The organism is Microbacterium sp. NPDC086615 (genome assembly GCF_040686055.1).
In the GTDB taxonomy this organism is placed as follows: domain Bacteria; phylum Actinomycetota; class Actinomycetes; order Actinomycetales; family Microbacteriaceae; genus Microbacterium.
Window position 1 is genome coordinate 266203 of record NZ_JBFBJJ010000003.1, and the last position, 13327, is coordinate 279529.

Sequence of the window (13327 nt, forward strand, 5' to 3'; positions counted from 1 at the left end):
CTCGACGTCGAGGCATCCCCTTTTCGCGCGTACGCCCGATGGGAGAATGGATGCCATGGCCACCCCCGATGCCCCCCTTCTGCGCGCCCTCCGCGGCGACCGTCCCGAACGGCAGCCCGTCTGGTTCATGCGGCAGGCGGGGCGCTCGCTCCCCGAGTACCGCGAGCTGCGCGTCGGGACCCGCATGCTCGACGCGTGCCTCACCCCGCACCTCGCGGCCGAGATCACGCTGCAGCCGATCCGGCGCCACGACGTGGATGCCGCCATCTTCTTCAGTGACATCGTCGTGCCGCTTCGCCTGGCCGGTGTCGACGTCGTGATCGAGCCCGGTCGCGGCCCGGTGTTCGCCGACCCCGTGCGCACGGCCGACGACGTCGCGCGCATCACGGCGATCGACCCGGACGACGTGGCAGCAGCCGCGGAGCCGGTGCGCGAGGCAGCCCGGCTCGTGACCGCCGAGCTTGACGACGCCGTGCCCCTGATCGGCTTCGCCGGGGCGCCGTTCACTCTCGCGGCCTATCTCGTCGAGGGCGGCCCCTCGAAGGAGCACCTGCGGGCGCGCGGCATGATGCACGCCGACCCCGCGTCGTGGCACCGTCTCGCGGGGTGGCTCGCGAAAGTCTCGCGCGCGTTCCTCGACGCGCAGATCGACGGCGGTGCGCAGGCGGTACAGCTGTTCGACTCGTGGGCCGGGTCGCTGTCGCCCGCGACCTTCCGCAAGTTCATCGCTCCGCACTCGCGAGAGGCGCTCGAGGGCATCGAGGTTCCGCGCATCCACTTCGGTGTGGGCACCGGGGCGTTCCTCGACGACATGCGCCTGGGCGGCCTCGCCGACGCGGTCGGTGTGGACTGGCGGATGCCGCTCGACGAGGCCGCGGCTCTCGTCGGCCCCGACGTGACGCTCCAGGGCAACCTCGACCCGGCGCTGCTCGGAGCCCCGTGGCCCGTCCTCGAAGCCCACGTCGACGACGTGCTCGCGCGCGGACGCGCGGCGCGCGCGCACATCCTCAACCTGGGCCACGGTGTTCCCCCCGACACCGACCCCGACGTGCTGACCCGGATCGTCGCGCACGCCCACGGCGAGCTCGTGCACGGCGAGCCCGAGCTCGGGGCGAACGCGTGAGCGACCCGCTCGCGCGCCTCGCGCGGCAGGCGTCCGAGACGCACGTCGTCGTGGCCGGGGGCGGCATCGCCGGCCTCGTCGCGGCGTGGGAGTGCGCCAAGGTCGGGCTGCGCGTCACCGTCCTCGAGGCCTCCGAGGCCTTCGGCGGCGTCGTCCGCTCCGCCGAGGTCGGGGGGCTCACTCTCGACGTGGGGGCCGAGAGCTTCGCGACGCGCGGCGGCGTGGTCCGCGCTCTCCTCGACGAGCTCGGACTCGCCGACGCCGTCGTCTCGCCGAACCCGGCCGGGGCGTGGGTCGCGGGAGTGCCGGGGGTCGGGGCGGCTCCTCTGCCGAAGGGCGGGGTGCTCGGCATCCCGGACAATCCCTTCGCTCCCGACGTCCGCCGCATCATCGGGTGGAGCGGAACGTGGCGCGCCTACCTCGATCGCCTGCGGCCGCCGCTGACGATCGGGCATCAGCGCAGCCTCGGCACGCTCGTCCGCACCCGGATGGGCGCGCGTGTGCTCGACCGTCTCGTCGCGCCGGTCACGAGCGGGGTGTACTCCGCGCGACCCGACGACATCGACGTCGATCTCGCCGCGCCCGGGCTCAATGCCGCCCTCACCCGGACGGGCTCGCTGTCGGGCGCGGTCGCCGAGATGCGTCTCAGTCGCGCGACGGCGAAGCCCGCCGATGCTCCGGCCTCCGACGTTCCCGTCGCGGAAGGCCGCAAAGCGCCCGCTCCCGGCGGGGCCGTGCAGGGCATCGCCGGGGGGATGTCGCGCCTCGTCGACGCGCTCGTCGCCCAGCTGGTCGAGCTCGGCGTCGAGCTGCGCACGGAGGCGTCGGTCAATGCCTTCGAGCCGAACGGCACCGGGTGGCGCGTCGTGATCTCCGGGGACACCGACCCCCTCGACGCCGAAGCCGTCATCGTGGCGCTCCCCGAGGGGCCCGCCCGCGCGCTCCTCGCGCCCGTCGTGCCCGCGCTCGAGGGGGGCGACCCCGTCGCCCCGGTGGTCGAGGTCGTCACCCTCGTGCTCGACGCGCCCGTGCTCGACGCCGCTCCTCGCGGGACCGGCGTGCTCACCGTGCCCGGGAGCCACGTGGCGAAAGCCCTCACGCACTCGACGGCGAAGTGGGACTGGGTTCGGGATGCCACCGACCCCGGCGTCCACGTCGTCCGGGTGTCGTTCGGAGCTCAGGGCGAAGAGCCGGCGACCGCCGACCTCGATGACGATGCCGCGGCGCGCCTCGCGCTGTCGGAGGCGGCGGCGATGTTCGGCGTCGAGCTGCCGGCATCCACCCTCCGCGCCGCGCGGCGCGTGCGCTACGTGCAGTCGCAACCCGCGGCCACCATCGGTCGCGCGGCCGAGACCGCCGCGGCCCGCGGCGCAGTGCACGCGGTGACGGGCCTCGGGGTGACCGGGGCCTGGGTCGCGGGGACGGGGCTCGCCCAGGTCATCCCCGACGCGCGCGCCGAGGCGGACCGGGTCCGCAGCGCCGCCCTGTGGCATCACTGACCGGCACTCTCCTCGCGGAGATGTCGCGGTCTGTCAAGGGCGGATGCCGGAATCGGAATACGTGACTATCGTGAGAGTCGACCAGCACTCGATCGAGCGTGAGGAGACCCCATGAGGGGCAAAGCAGCACTCGTCGTCGGACTCGTGGCGGGCTACGTGCTCGGTGCACGCGCGGGACGCGAGCGGTACGAGCAGATCAAGGCGCAGGCCGAGAAGGTCTGGGAACAGCCTGTCGTCCAGGGGCAGGTCGAGAAGGTCAAGGCCTTCGGCGTCTCGGCCCTGAAGTCCGTGCCCGGCGTGGTCTGGAAGGGCGCGAAGTCGGTCACCGGCGCCGCCGCCCAGTCCGGCACGGCCCAGGAGCGCGCGGAGCGTGCCGCGAAGGCGGCCAAGCAGTCGGCATCCGAGGTGGCCGATGTGGTCGAAGACTCGGTCGACGACGCGAAGCAGGCCGAGAAGACCGCGACCACGCGCGCTCGTGCGGCCAAGAGCGGCTCCACCTCGTCCGGGAGCTGAGGCATGACCACTCCTCGCGGGTTCCGCGATCGCTCCGACGACAGCCTGTTCACGCTGATCGGCGACATCCCCGAGCTCGTCCGCAACCTCGTCATCGCCGAGATCAACGGGGCGAAGGCGTGGGCGCAGCGCACGGCGAAGGACGCCGGGATCGGCGCCGGCTGGTTCGTCGGCGCGTTGATCGTGGTGTTCTGGGCCATCCCCGTGTTCTTCGCGTTCGTGATCGCTCTGCTGTCGCTCTGGCTGCAGGTGTGGGCCGCGGCGCTCATCGTGTTCGGCGTGATGATCGTCATCACCGCGGTGCTCGCGCTGCTCGGATGGCTGCGGTTCAAGAAGCTCTCGAACCGCGAGAACCCGGGCGAGGCGATCGCCGAAGACGTCCGCATCGTGAAGGAGGCCGGCAGTGAGTATTGAGCGTCCCGTCCCCGTCCCCCGCACCGCGGTGCCGCTTGGCATCACCGACCCGGTGCAGTCCGCGCGCGCGGAGCTGAAGGCGGCGCTCGCCGCCCTCGAAGAGAAGGCGAACATCCCGCGTCGTGCGAGCGAGGCGGTCGATCAGAAGATCCGCGACGTGCGCGAGAGCGCTCAGCGCAACCCGGGCGCGGCCGCAGCGGTCGTCGCCGGTGTCGCGAGCCTCGTCGGTTTCGCGGTCTGGGGCATCGTCCGCGCGTACACGCGCTGAGTTTCCCCGAAGCGGCCCGTTCCTCTGTCGGGGGCGGGCCGCTTCGTCGTGCGGTTCCGGGCGGGCGTTCCGGATACCGCGGGCGTGCCGTCGTGCGGAGTCCGGGGGCGACGCGCCGCTGGCGGCCCGAGGGTGTCGGCGTGTCGGGTACGAACTCCGCCTGATGGTCCGCGGTGGGAGGCCCGGGGCGTCGATGGTTCCGGATGCCGAGCGCGTGCCGTCGTGCGGAGTCCGGCGGCGACGCGCCGCCGACGGGCATCGGTTACCGGCGTGTCGGCCACGATCTCCGCCTGACGGTCCGCGGTGGGAGGCCCGGGGCGTCGACGGTTCCGGATGCCGGGCGCGTGCCGTCGTGCGGAGTCCGGCGGCGACATGCCGCTTGCGGCCCGAGGGTGTCGGCGTGTCGGCCACGAACTCCGCCTGACGGTTCGCGGCACCGCCCGCCGGCTGATCCGCCTACGGTTCGTTGACGAACAACCCGTCGAGCAGGTCTTGGAAGTACTCCGGCGTCACCGCAATCGGGCCGGCGTAGGCGTGGTCGAACCCGGCTATCGCGTAGAGCAGGAGCGCGACGAACAGCGCCAGCATCCCCGACATCAGGAGGTGGATCCGCAGGTTCCGCACCTCGATGAGTCCGAGCAGCACCGCGTTCAGCAGCGCGCCGACCGCCAGCACGATCCACAGGACGCCGGGGAGGGCGAGGTGCGTCAGCGCGATGCGGTCGCGGCGGTCGTGCACGAGCTGCCGGAACTGCTCGAGCGCCTCCTGCACGTACACGACCTCGACCGCCGACGTCGGCTGCACGGCGTCGATGGCCTTCTGCATGCCGGTGATGTTGGCATCCGACTCCGACGGCAACTGGAGGCGCCGCTGCTCAGGCCAGTCCTCGTCGATCACGGCGCGGGTGTACTGCACGATCTGGTTCTGCAGTTCGTCCTGCTGCGGCTCAGGGAGCAGCGTCGCCGTGCGGTAGAGCGATGCGAGTGACGACGATTCCTCGAGCACGATGCCGTCGACCTCGGTGAAGTTGCCGTAGGCCGCCGCGGCGATGAGCGCGAGCGTGACGCCGTAGAAGACGCCGTAGGCGCCGACGGCGTAGCTGAGGACGCGGTCCCACTCCTCACCCTGTGGCGCGACCCGGAAGACCCACTTGCGCAGAACGAGCAGGATGCCGCACGAGATCCCGACGACGAAGATGATGAACAGCGGCAACCCCACGGACATGGGGAAGTCATAGAGCCACATGGGGCACCCTTTCGGCGGGCGTCCCCCGACGCCGTCGGGGCACAGTACCAACCGTCGGCCCACCGGCGCATCCCGCTGCGCGAAAAGGCTCGGGAGTGAGCCAATCGGTTTGATCGACCGCGTGCACCGGACGAGACTGAGAGGCATGTCCGACGACAGCTCCTCCATCTACACGCTCTGGGCCATCCTCCGCCGCGACCCCGAGAACCCGGTGACCGCTTCGGATGCCACCGAGCTCGCGGATCTCACCGCCCTCATCGAGGCCGACGGTGTCACCGTCCGCGGCTTCTACGACGTCAGCGGGCTCCGCGCCGACGCCGACCTCATGGTCTGGCTCCACGGCCCGGACCCGCAGGCCCTCCAGCGCGACCTGCGGCGGCTGCGCCGCACCGAGCTGCTGAAGAACCTCCTCCCGACCTGGAACGCGATGGGCGTCCACCGCGACGCGGAGTTCAACCGCTCGCACGTGCCCGGCTTCCTCCGCGGTATCCCGGCGCAGCAGTGGCTGTGCCTCTACCCGTTCGTGCGCAGCTACGAGTGGTACCTCCTGCCCGAGGCCGAGCGTCGCGAGATGCTCATCGAGCACGGCAAGAAGGGTTCCGCGTACAAGGGTGTCATCGCCAACACCGTGGCATCCTTCGCCCTCGGCGATTACGAGTGGCTCCTGCCGATGGAGGCCGACGTGCTCACCGACCTCGTCGACATGATGCGCGACCTCCGCTACACCGAGGCCCGCCGCCACGTCCGCGAGGAGGTGCCGTTCTACACCGGTCGCCTGGTCACGCTCGACGAGATCCCCGAGATCCTCCAGTGACCGCCCCCCTGCGTCTCGGCACCCGGCGCAGCGCGCTGGCCCTGGCGCAGTCGCAGATGGTGGCCGACGCCGTCGCTGCGGCGTCGGGCCGCGAGGTCGAGCTCGTGCCGATCGTCTCGGAGGGCGACGTCAATCGCGCGTCGCTCTCGCAGCTCGGCGGTCGCGGCGTGTTCGCGAACGGTCTGCGCGAGGCGCTCGCCGCCGGTCGCTGCGACTTCCTCGTGCACTCGCTCAAAGACCTGCCCACCGCGCAGCCCGAGGGCCTCGTCATCGCCGCGACACCGCCGCGCGAGGATGCCCGCGACGTCGTGGTCACTCGCGACGGCACCCCCTTGCACGCCCTCGAGGCGGGCGCGCGCGTGGGCACCGGTTCGCCGCGCCGCATCGCGCAGGCGCTCCGGCACAACCCGCGCCTCGACATCCACGACATTCGCGGCAACGTCGACTCGCGTCTCGCGCGCGTGCGCGGCGGAGAGCTGGATGCCGTCATCCTGGCCGCCGCGGGCATCTCCCGGCTGGGCGGCGAGCTGGGCGGACTGCGCGCCGAGGCGCTCGGTCTCGCGGAGTGGCCGACGGCCCCGGGGCAGGGCTCGCTCGCGGTCGAGACGCGCGCCGACATCGGCGCCGACACCCTCGCCGCGTTGGCTGCGCTCGACGACGAGCACACCCGCGCGGCGATCACCGCCGAGCGGACGGTGTTGTCGGTCCTGGATGCCGGATGCCACGCGCCCGTCGGAACGCACGCGTCGATCGCGGACGGCGATCTGCGCCTGCGAGCCGTCGTGTACGCGCTGGACGGGGCGCATCGCATCGGCATCGACCGGACCGTGCGCGTCGAGCCCCTTCGCGGGGAGTCCGAGCCCGTACACGACGGTCCGTGGCGCGTCGAGCAGGGGTATGCTCGGGAAACGGGCAGTGGCAATGGAGCGGATGCTGCCGACGACGGGGGTCTCATCGCGCGGGCAGCGCGGATAGGCCGAGAAGCCGCGCGTCGGTTGCTCGAACGTGGGGCGGCCGACCTGGTACCACGAGAGTCGACCACATGAATGAAGGCCATCGGCACACGCCGACCACCTCGACAGGCAGCGTGCCCAAACCGCTCGCCGGCCGCCGCGTGCTCGTGCCGCGCGGGGGGCCGTGGGGAGACGGTGTCGCGGCGAGCCTTCGCCAGCGCGGGGCGGTTCCGGTCATCGCGCCGCTCATCAACTTCGCGCCGACGAACGACCAGGCGACCCTCGAGCAGGCGCTCGCCGACCTGGCCGCGGGTGCGTTCGACTGGCTGACGCTGACGAGCGCGACCACCGTCGACGTGCTCTACGCCTATCGGGCCGTCATCCCCGCTGAGACGAAGGTCGCCGTCGTCGGCGAGACCACCGCCGCGGCGATGCAGGCCGTCGGCTATCGCGTCGACCTCGTCCCCGAGCGTGACAACTCCGCCCAGGGCATGGCCGAGCAGATGATCGACCTCGAGTCCGAGCCGCGCAAGGTGCTGACCCTGCGCAGCGAGATCGCGAAGCCGGTGCTCACGCGCCTGCTGATCGAGGCGGGCCACGATGTCCGCAGCGTCGTGGCGTACCGCACGGTCGGCGTGCCGGTGACCGAGAAGATCGCCGGTGACGTCCACTCGGGGCGTATCAACGCGATCCTCGTGACCAGCGGCTCGGTCGCCGAACAGGTGGTTGCGCAGTTCCCCGAGATCCCGGCATCCACCGTCATCGCGGCGATCGGCCCGCGCACGGCCAAGGATGCCAAGCGCGCCGGGCTCAGCGTCGACGTGGTCGCCGAGAAGCAGACCGTCGAATCGCTCATCGAAGCCGTCGCCCGCTTCCCCCTGGCCCCCGACGAATCGACCTCATGAGTTTTCCCGAGCACCGCCCGCGTCGCCTGCGTCGCACCCCCGCCGTCCGTCGTCTCGCCCGCGAGACGCACCTCGTCCCCTCTCAGCTCGTGCTGCCGATGTTCGTGCGCGAGGGCATCACCGAGCCGAGCCCGATCGGCTCGATGCCGGGGATCGTGCAGCACTCGCTCGACTCGCTGCGCCGTGCCGTCGCCGAGGCCGCGAAAGAGCGCATCGGCGGCGTGATGCTGTTCGGCGTTCCCGAGACGCGCGACGCGGTGGGTTCCGGGGCCGACGACCCGAACGGCATCCTGAACCTCGCGACCGAAGCCGTGGTGGCCGAGGTGGGCGACGCGCTCGTCGTGCAGACCGACCTGTGCCTCGACGAGTTCACCGACCACGGGCACTGCGGCGTCCTGCGAGCCGACGGCGCGGTCGACAACGACGCCACCCTCGAGCGCTACACCGCGATGGGCCTGGCGCAGGCGCGCGCGGGATCGGCGATGCTCGGGCTGTCCGGAATGATGGACGGCCAGGTCGGCGCGGTGCGCGAGGCGCTGGATGCCGAGGGCTTCACCGACACGCTGATCCTCGCCTACTCGGCCAAGTACGCGGGGGCCTTCTACGGTCCGTTCCGCGAGGCGGTCGACTCGCAGCTGAAGGGCGACCGCCGCTCGTACCAGCTCGATCCCGGCAACGGGCGCGAGGGCGTGCGCGAAGCGCTGCTGGACGTCGAGGAGGGCGCCGACATCGTCATGGTCAAGCCGGCGCTGCCCTACCTCGACGTGCTCGCCGACGTGAAGGCCTCGGTCGACGTTCCGGTGTGGGCGTACCAGGTGTCGGGCGAGTACGCGATGGTCGAGGCCGCCGCGGCTCACGGCTGGATCGACCGCCGCGGCGCGATCATGGAGAGCCTCCTCGGCATCCGTCGTGCCGGCGCCGACGCGATCCTGACGTACTGGGCGCTCGAGGCCGCCCGCTGGCTCCGCGTTGAGCTCTGAGCCCCCGGCCGGCCCCGACAAGCGTCGGGGTTCGGCCTTCTCGCGCGCCCGCCCGGAAGAATGGATGCCATGACTGACCTCAACGACCAGTGGTTCGCCCGTGCCAAGGACGTCATCCCGGGCGGCGTGAACTCGCCCGTTCGCGCGTACGGCTCCGTGGGCGGGACGCCGCGCTTCGTGCAGTCGGCCTCGGGCCCTCGGATCACGGATGCCGCGGGTCGCGAGTACGTCGACCTCGTCGCCTCGTGGGGCCCGGCGCTGTTGGGTCACGCGCGCCCCGAGGTCGTCGACGCGGTGCGGGAGGCGGCATCCCGAGGCCTGTCCTTCGGCGCTCCGACCGGAGCCGAGGTCGAGCTCGCCGATCTCATCGCGAACCGCGTGCAGGTCGGCGACCTGAAGCCGGTCGAGAAGGTGCGTCTGGTCTCGACGGGTACCGAGGCGACGATGACGGCGATCCGTCTCGCGCGCGGCGTGACCGGTCGCGACCTGCTGATCAAGTTCGCCGGCCACTACCACGGGCACTCCGACGGGCTCCTGGCCGCCGCCGGTTCCGGTGTCGCCACGCTCGCGCTGCCCGGCTCGGCCGGTGTTCCCGCGCCGATCGCGGCGCAGACGCTCGTGCTGCCCTACAACGACCTCGACGCGGTGCGCGAGGCGTTCGCGGTGCACGGTGAGAACATCGCCGCGATCATCGTCGAGGCGGCATCCGCGAACATGGGTGTCGTCCCGCCGCTCCCGGGCTTCAACGCCGCGATCGCCGACATCGCGCACAGCCACGGCGCGCTGTTGATCATGGACGAGGTGCTCACCGGCTTCCGCGTGCACCCCGCCGGGTTCTGGGGACTCCAGGCGTCGCAGGGAGAGACCTACCTGCCCGACATCCTCACGTTCGGCAAGGTCGTCGGGGGAGGGATGCCGCTGGCCGCCCTGGGCGGTCGCGCCGAGGTCATGGACCACCTCGCGCCGCTCGGCCCGGTGTACCAGGCCGGAACGCTGTCGGGGAACCCGCTGTCGGTGGCCGCCGGCCTGGCGACGCTGCGGCTCGCGACGCCCGAGGTGTACGCGGCGGTCGACGCCTCGGCATCCCGCATCGCCGATGCCCTGGACGCCGTGTTGACGGCCGAGGGCGTCGTGCACTCCGTGCCGCGCGCAGGTTCTCTGTTCGGGGTCGCGTTCCTTCCCGAGGTGCCGCGCGACTACGCCACGGCGCTCACGCAGCAGTCGTACCGGTACGCGCCGTTCTTCCACGCGATGCTGGATGCCGGCATCTCGCTGCCCCCGAGCGTGTTCGAGGCGTGGTTCCTCACGGCCGCGCACGACGAGGCCGCCCTCGGGCAGGTGCTCGACGCGCTGCCGGCGGCCGCTAAGGCCGCGGCCGAGGCGCTGGACCCGACGCTGCTCGCGCAGTAGCGGCGATCTCATCCCCGCGGGGGAGGAACGTCGTCCTTTGTGCCGATGTGCCGGGGCCGCGATCCCGAGAGGCTGGACGCATGCTTCTCGCCGCCGCCCTCGTCGTCCTGTCGCTCGCGCTCGCGGTTGTGGTCGTGGCCGCCCTCGTGCTGTGGCGCCGCCCGGCGATCGTTGTTCCGCACCCGGCCGACGCTCGACGGCCGCGTCGTCGGCGCGCGACGTGGCGGCCGGTCGCGGCCGCGTCGTCCTGACCGTCGCGCCCGCCGCAGCAGTGGAAGACTGTCCTGATGGAGTCTTCCGCGCCTCGCGTCGTCGTCCTCGCCGGTGGCGTCGGAGGGTCGAAGTTCACCCTCGGCGTCCGCGCGGCCCTTCGTCGGCTCGGAGCGCCCGAAGCCACGGTCGTCGTCAACACCGGTGACGACCTGTGGCTCTCGGGCGTCCGCCTGCAGCCCGATGTCGACTCGATCACCTACGCGCTCGCCGGCGTCAACGACACCGAGCGCGGCTGGGGACGCGCGGGCGATACCGAGAGGGTCAACGAAGAACTGCAGGCGTGGGGTGCCGGTTGGCCGTGGTTCACGCTCGGCGACCTCGATCTCGGTACCCACCTCGCGCGCACCGGGTGGCTGCGCGAGGGGCTCACCCCGACCCAGGTGCTGGGGCGGATGGCGGAGCGCTGGCCGCTCGGCATCCGGCTCCTGCCCATGACCGACAGCGAGGTCGACACGCACGTTCTGCTCGAGGACGGACGCCGTCTGCACTTCCAAGAGTGGTGGACGCGGCACCGCGCGCAACTGCCTCCGCGCGCGTTCGAGAACCCCGGGATCACGGATGCCACGCCCGCCCCGGGCGTCGCGGAGGCGATCGCGCGGGCCGATGCGGTGCTCCTTGCGCCGTCGAACCCCGTCGTGTCGATCGGGCCGATCCTCGCCGTTCCCGGCATCCGGGACGCTCTTCGCGCGACGTCGGCGCGCGTTGTCGGGGTCTCTCCGATCATCAGCGGGCGGGTGGTGCGCGGGATGGCCGACGTGTGCCTCACGGCGATCGGCGTCGAGACGTCTGCCGCCGCGGTCGCTCGGCACTACGGCGCCCGGTCGGCGGGCGGAGTATTGGACGCGTGGCTGCTGGCCGAGGAAGACGCCGCCGCGGCGCCCGAGGTCGAGGCCGCCGGGATCCGCGCGGTCGTGGCACCCCTGTGGATGCGCGACGAGGAAACGTCCGCGGCGATCGCGGAGGCGGCGCTCCGGGCCTGAGTCCGGGGCGCGCTTCCGGCCTCGGTCGCGCGCGCAGAATCGGAGATGCGCACCGGATCCGGATGCCAAGAGCGATCTCATCCGAATCTGTAGCGCATCTCCGAATCTGCGTGCAGGGCTAGCGGGACCGGCGTTCCGGGAACGCGAGGGCGACGGCATCCGGTTCCCCCGTCAGGATCACCACGTGCGTCGGCGGCAGCAGGAGGTCGGCGGGGCCGGTGCCGGTCATCCCTCGCACAGGCTCGTCCCCTCGGGCGCCGCGTCGACCACCGTCGTGGTCACCGACGTGGAGCCGGTGGCCGTGCCCGCGGGCATGTCGGCCACGGGCTGCAGGAGCACCTGCCGCTCCCCGATGAACGCTCCGGTCTCGGGGTCGATGATGATGTCCTGACGGAAGCCGTTCTCGCCCTCGTCGCGGCCGATGGCCGTGCCGGTCCGACCGTTCAGGGTCGCCTGCTCCTCGGTGATCGTGACCCCGGGGATGAGCGCGGCCGTCTCGTAGAAGACCGAGCGCAGCTCCGCCGGCACGGTGCCCGAACGCAGCCGGTCGGCGAGCCACACGAGTGCCTCGCCGTCGCGCGAGGGACCCGCATTGCCGTTCTCCTGGTAGATCCTCTCCAGCAATTGGTGAGGATCGCGCGGGAGGTCGGCGGCCGAGTCGGCATCGAGCATCGTGATGGGGGCGCCGTCCTCGGTCTTTCCGGCGGGGAGCACGTAGCGTCCGTCGGCCCCGGCACCTTCCCATTCGGAGGCCAACGTCTCGGAGCGGGGGCCGAAGGTCTGGACCGGGGTGCGCGCACACCGGACCTCCACCCAGTCGCCGGATCGGTCGGCGGGTACCCAGAGTGCCTGTACGTCGCTCTCGAGGAACGACGTGAAGTCGCCGTCCTCGAGGTTGCCGTCGCGCTCCCGTCGGGCCACTTCGGCATCCGCCTCGGTCGTTCCCGTCGCCGCGTAGACGGCATCCGTCCGCACCTCGAGGTACTGCCCCGGTCCGACGGCCGGGTCGACGACGTCGCGCGCGGCCGTAGCGGCCGCGCCGAGGACGGCGGCGGCGGCCGGATCGGCGCCGCCCGGAGCGCCCAGGGCTCCGCCGAAGACGAACACCCCGGTGAGGGCACAGGTCGCAGCGACCGCGGAGCCGACCCAGATCCACGGGCGGCGCGGGCGTCGGGCCGGCGCCGTGGCGGGTGCCTCGATCGCGCGCAGCAGCGCCGCGCGGCCGCGGATCACGTCGTCCGGGGTGCGTTCGGGCACGTCGGCCCGGACGCGGTTCAACAGCGAGATCTCATCCACGGTGGTGCTCTCTTTCTCGGCCGGGGACCGGACTGACGTGAGGGGCGATGGCGGCGCGGACCTTCCGCCGCGCGCGGCTGAGGCGCGAGCGGACGGTTCCGAGAGGGATGCCGAGGGCCTCGGCGATCCCGGCGTAGTCGAGCTCGCCGAAGGTGTGCAGGAGCAGCACGTCGCGGTCGCCGCGCGAGAGGTCCGCGAGCGCGGTGCCGAGGTGCGGTGCGAGGCCGTCGGCATCCATCCGCTCGTCGGCGGTCTCGATGTCGTCGACGTGGACGCGGGCGATGTCAGCGGCGAGCATGCCGCGCCACGCGCGGGCCTCGAGCCGGGCGTGCTTCTGCATGAGGACGGTCGCGATGCCGAGCAGCCAGGGACGCGCGTCGAGGCCGCCGGTGAAAGAGGCGCGGCGCGCGAAGGCGACGAGGAAGGTCTCGGAGGTGATGTCCTCGGCGAACGCGGTGCCGAGGCGTCGTCCGACGTAGCGGTGCACGACGCGCTCGTGCCGGTCGTAGAGGTCGGCGAAGGCGGCCCCGTGTGTCAGGGATCGAACGATGATGTCGCCGTCATGCGTGCTCACACTGGGTATTGTCCGATTCGCGGAATTGGTTCTCGGTTCGCCGAGATCCGAACCTCGTGACCCGGGTTGTGGAACACCGG

15 protein-coding genes are annotated in these 13327 nt (G+C 72.2%); 12 read left to right on the forward strand and 3 right to left on the reverse strand.

All coding sequences use genetic code 11. The features are described 5' to 3' along the window. The first annotated feature begins 55 nt into the window (after window positions 1-55). The 5 genes from hemE to AB0O24_RS05375 all read left to right on the forward strand — a co-directional run bounded on the left by hemE (window position 56) and on the right by AB0O24_RS05375 (window position 3817). Window positions 56-1123, forward strand: coding sequence for a uroporphyrinogen decarboxylase (hemE, locus tag AB0O24_RS05355; RefSeq protein ID WP_275796105.1), 1068 nt, complete (start codon window positions 56-58; stop codon window positions 1121-1123). Further along, on the forward strand, window positions 1120-2622 hold the full coding sequence (gene hemG / locus AB0O24_RS05360; protein ID WP_363373122.1) for a protoporphyrinogen oxidase: 1503 nt from the start codon (window positions 1120-1122) through the stop codon (window positions 2620-2622). Before hemE ends, hemG begins: the two co-directional genes overlap by 4 nt. 111 nt (window positions 2623-2733) lie before the next feature. Continuing rightward, entirely contained in the window at window positions 2734-3135 is a 402-nt protein-coding gene (locus AB0O24_RS05365; RefSeq protein WP_058596533.1) for a hypothetical protein, read from the forward strand. Between the two features lie 3 nt (window positions 3136-3138). Next, window positions 3139-3549 (forward strand): phage holin family protein, encoded by a 411-nt coding sequence (locus tag AB0O24_RS05370; RefSeq protein ID WP_363373126.1) that lies wholly within the window; start codon window positions 3139-3141, stop codon window positions 3547-3549. After that, entirely contained in the window at window positions 3539-3817 is a 279-nt protein-coding gene (locus AB0O24_RS05375; protein ID WP_081319221.1) for a hypothetical protein, read from the forward strand. Before AB0O24_RS05370 ends, AB0O24_RS05375 begins: the two co-directional genes overlap by 11 nt. 456 nt (window positions 3818-4273) lie before the next feature. Here the strand turns inward: AB0O24_RS05375 and AB0O24_RS05380 are convergent, their stop codons facing one another. Beyond that, the gene (locus tag AB0O24_RS05380; RefSeq protein ID WP_363373129.1) at window positions 4274-5062 is read right to left on the reverse strand and encodes a DUF4239 domain-containing protein; all 789 of its coding nucleotides are present in this window, start codon (window positions 5060-5062) and stop codon (window positions 4274-4276) included. Window positions 5063-5207: 145 nt separating this feature from the next. On the opposite strand from AB0O24_RS05380, the gene hemQ reads away from it, so the two are divergent. The 7 genes from hemQ (at window position 5208) to cofD (ending at window position 11377) form a co-directional block, all read left to right on the forward strand. Continuing rightward, the gene (hemQ, locus tag AB0O24_RS05385; RefSeq protein ID WP_363373131.1) at window positions 5208-5876 is read left to right on the forward strand and encodes a hydrogen peroxide-dependent heme synthase; all 669 of its coding nucleotides are present in this window, start codon (window positions 5208-5210) and stop codon (window positions 5874-5876) included. After that, window positions 5873-6922: a hydroxymethylbilane synthase gene (gene hemC, locus AB0O24_RS05390; RefSeq protein ID WP_363373134.1), complete on the forward strand. Its 1050-nt coding sequence runs from the start codon at window positions 5873-5875 to the stop codon at window positions 6920-6922. The genes hemQ and hemC overlap by 4 nt, the downstream gene beginning before the upstream one ends. Next, a complete protein-coding gene (locus AB0O24_RS05395; protein ID WP_058596528.1) occupies window positions 6919-7734 on the forward strand; it encodes a uroporphyrinogen-III synthase in 816 nt (271 codons plus the stop codon). The genes hemC and AB0O24_RS05395 overlap by 4 nt, the downstream gene beginning before the upstream one ends. Then, entirely contained in the window at window positions 7731-8714 is a 984-nt protein-coding gene (gene hemB, locus AB0O24_RS05400) for a porphobilinogen synthase (RefSeq protein ID WP_363373136.1), read from the forward strand. The genes AB0O24_RS05395 and hemB overlap by 4 nt, the downstream gene beginning before the upstream one ends. A gap of 69 nt (window positions 8715-8783) precedes the next feature. Next, the gene (gene hemL, locus AB0O24_RS05405; protein WP_275796470.1) at window positions 8784-10124 is read left to right on the forward strand and encodes a glutamate-1-semialdehyde 2,1-aminomutase; all 1341 of its coding nucleotides are present in this window, start codon (window positions 8784-8786) and stop codon (window positions 10122-10124) included. Between the two features lie 80 nt (window positions 10125-10204). Next, window positions 10205-10375, forward strand: a complete 171-nt coding sequence (locus tag AB0O24_RS05410; RefSeq protein WP_275796468.1) for a hypothetical protein — start codon at window positions 10205-10207, stop codon at window positions 10373-10375. A 36-nt stretch (window positions 10376-10411) separates the two neighbouring features. Then, on the forward strand, window positions 10412-11377 hold the full coding sequence (cofD, locus tag AB0O24_RS05415; protein WP_275796466.1) for a 2-phospho-L-lactate transferase: 966 nt from the start codon (window positions 10412-10414) through the stop codon (window positions 11375-11377). Window positions 11378-11602: 225 nt separating this feature from the next. Here cofD and AB0O24_RS05420 read toward each other — a convergent pair whose 3' ends face one another. Then, window positions 11603-12673 carry a CU044_5270 family protein gene (locus tag AB0O24_RS05420; protein ID WP_275796464.1) on the reverse strand — a complete coding sequence of 357 codons (1071 nt, stop codon included), beginning with the start codon at window positions 12671-12673 and terminating at the stop codon, window positions 11603-11605. Continuing rightward, entirely contained in the window at window positions 12666-13247 is a 582-nt protein-coding gene (locus tag AB0O24_RS05425; protein WP_275796462.1) for an RNA polymerase sigma factor, read from the reverse strand. The genes AB0O24_RS05420 and AB0O24_RS05425 overlap by 8 nt, the downstream gene beginning before the upstream one ends. Between the last annotated feature and the right edge of the window lie 80 nt (window positions 13248-13327).

What these genes read in the sequence shown, in the direction of transcription:
- hemE (WP_275796105.1), top strand. Translation starts at nt 56, where the DNA reads ATGGCCACCCCCGATGCCCCCCTTCTGCGCGCCCTCCGCGGCGACCGT.
- AB0O24_RS05365 (WP_058596533.1), top strand. Translation starts at nt 2,734, where the DNA reads ATGAGGGGCAAAGCAGCACTCGTCGTCGGACTCGTGGCGGGCTACGTG.
- AB0O24_RS05370 (WP_363373126.1), top strand. Translation starts at nt 3,139, where the DNA reads ATGACCACTCCTCGCGGGTTCCGCGATCGCTCCGACGACAGCCTGTTC.
- AB0O24_RS05380 (WP_363373129.1), bottom strand. Translation starts at nt 5,062, where the DNA reads ATGTGGCTCTATGACTTCCCCATGTCCGTGGGGTTGCCGCTGTTCATC.
- hemQ (WP_363373131.1), top strand. Translation starts at nt 5,208, where the DNA reads ATGTCCGACGACAGCTCCTCCATCTACACGCTCTGGGCCATCCTCCGC.
- AB0O24_RS05395 (WP_058596528.1), top strand. Translation starts at nt 6,919, where the DNA reads ATGAATGAAGGCCATCGGCACACGCCGACCACCTCGACAGGCAGCGTG.
- hemB (WP_363373136.1), top strand. Translation starts at nt 7,731, where the DNA reads ATGAGTTTTCCCGAGCACCGCCCGCGTCGCCTGCGTCGCACCCCCGCC.
- hemL (WP_275796470.1), top strand. Translation starts at nt 8,784, where the DNA reads ATGACTGACCTCAACGACCAGTGGTTCGCCCGTGCCAAGGACGTCATC.
- AB0O24_RS05410 (WP_275796468.1), top strand. Translation starts at nt 10,205, where the DNA reads ATGCTTCTCGCCGCCGCCCTCGTCGTCCTGTCGCTCGCGCTCGCGGTT.
- cofD (WP_275796466.1), top strand. Translation starts at nt 10,412, where the DNA reads ATGGAGTCTTCCGCGCCTCGCGTCGTCGTCCTCGCCGGTGGCGTCGGA.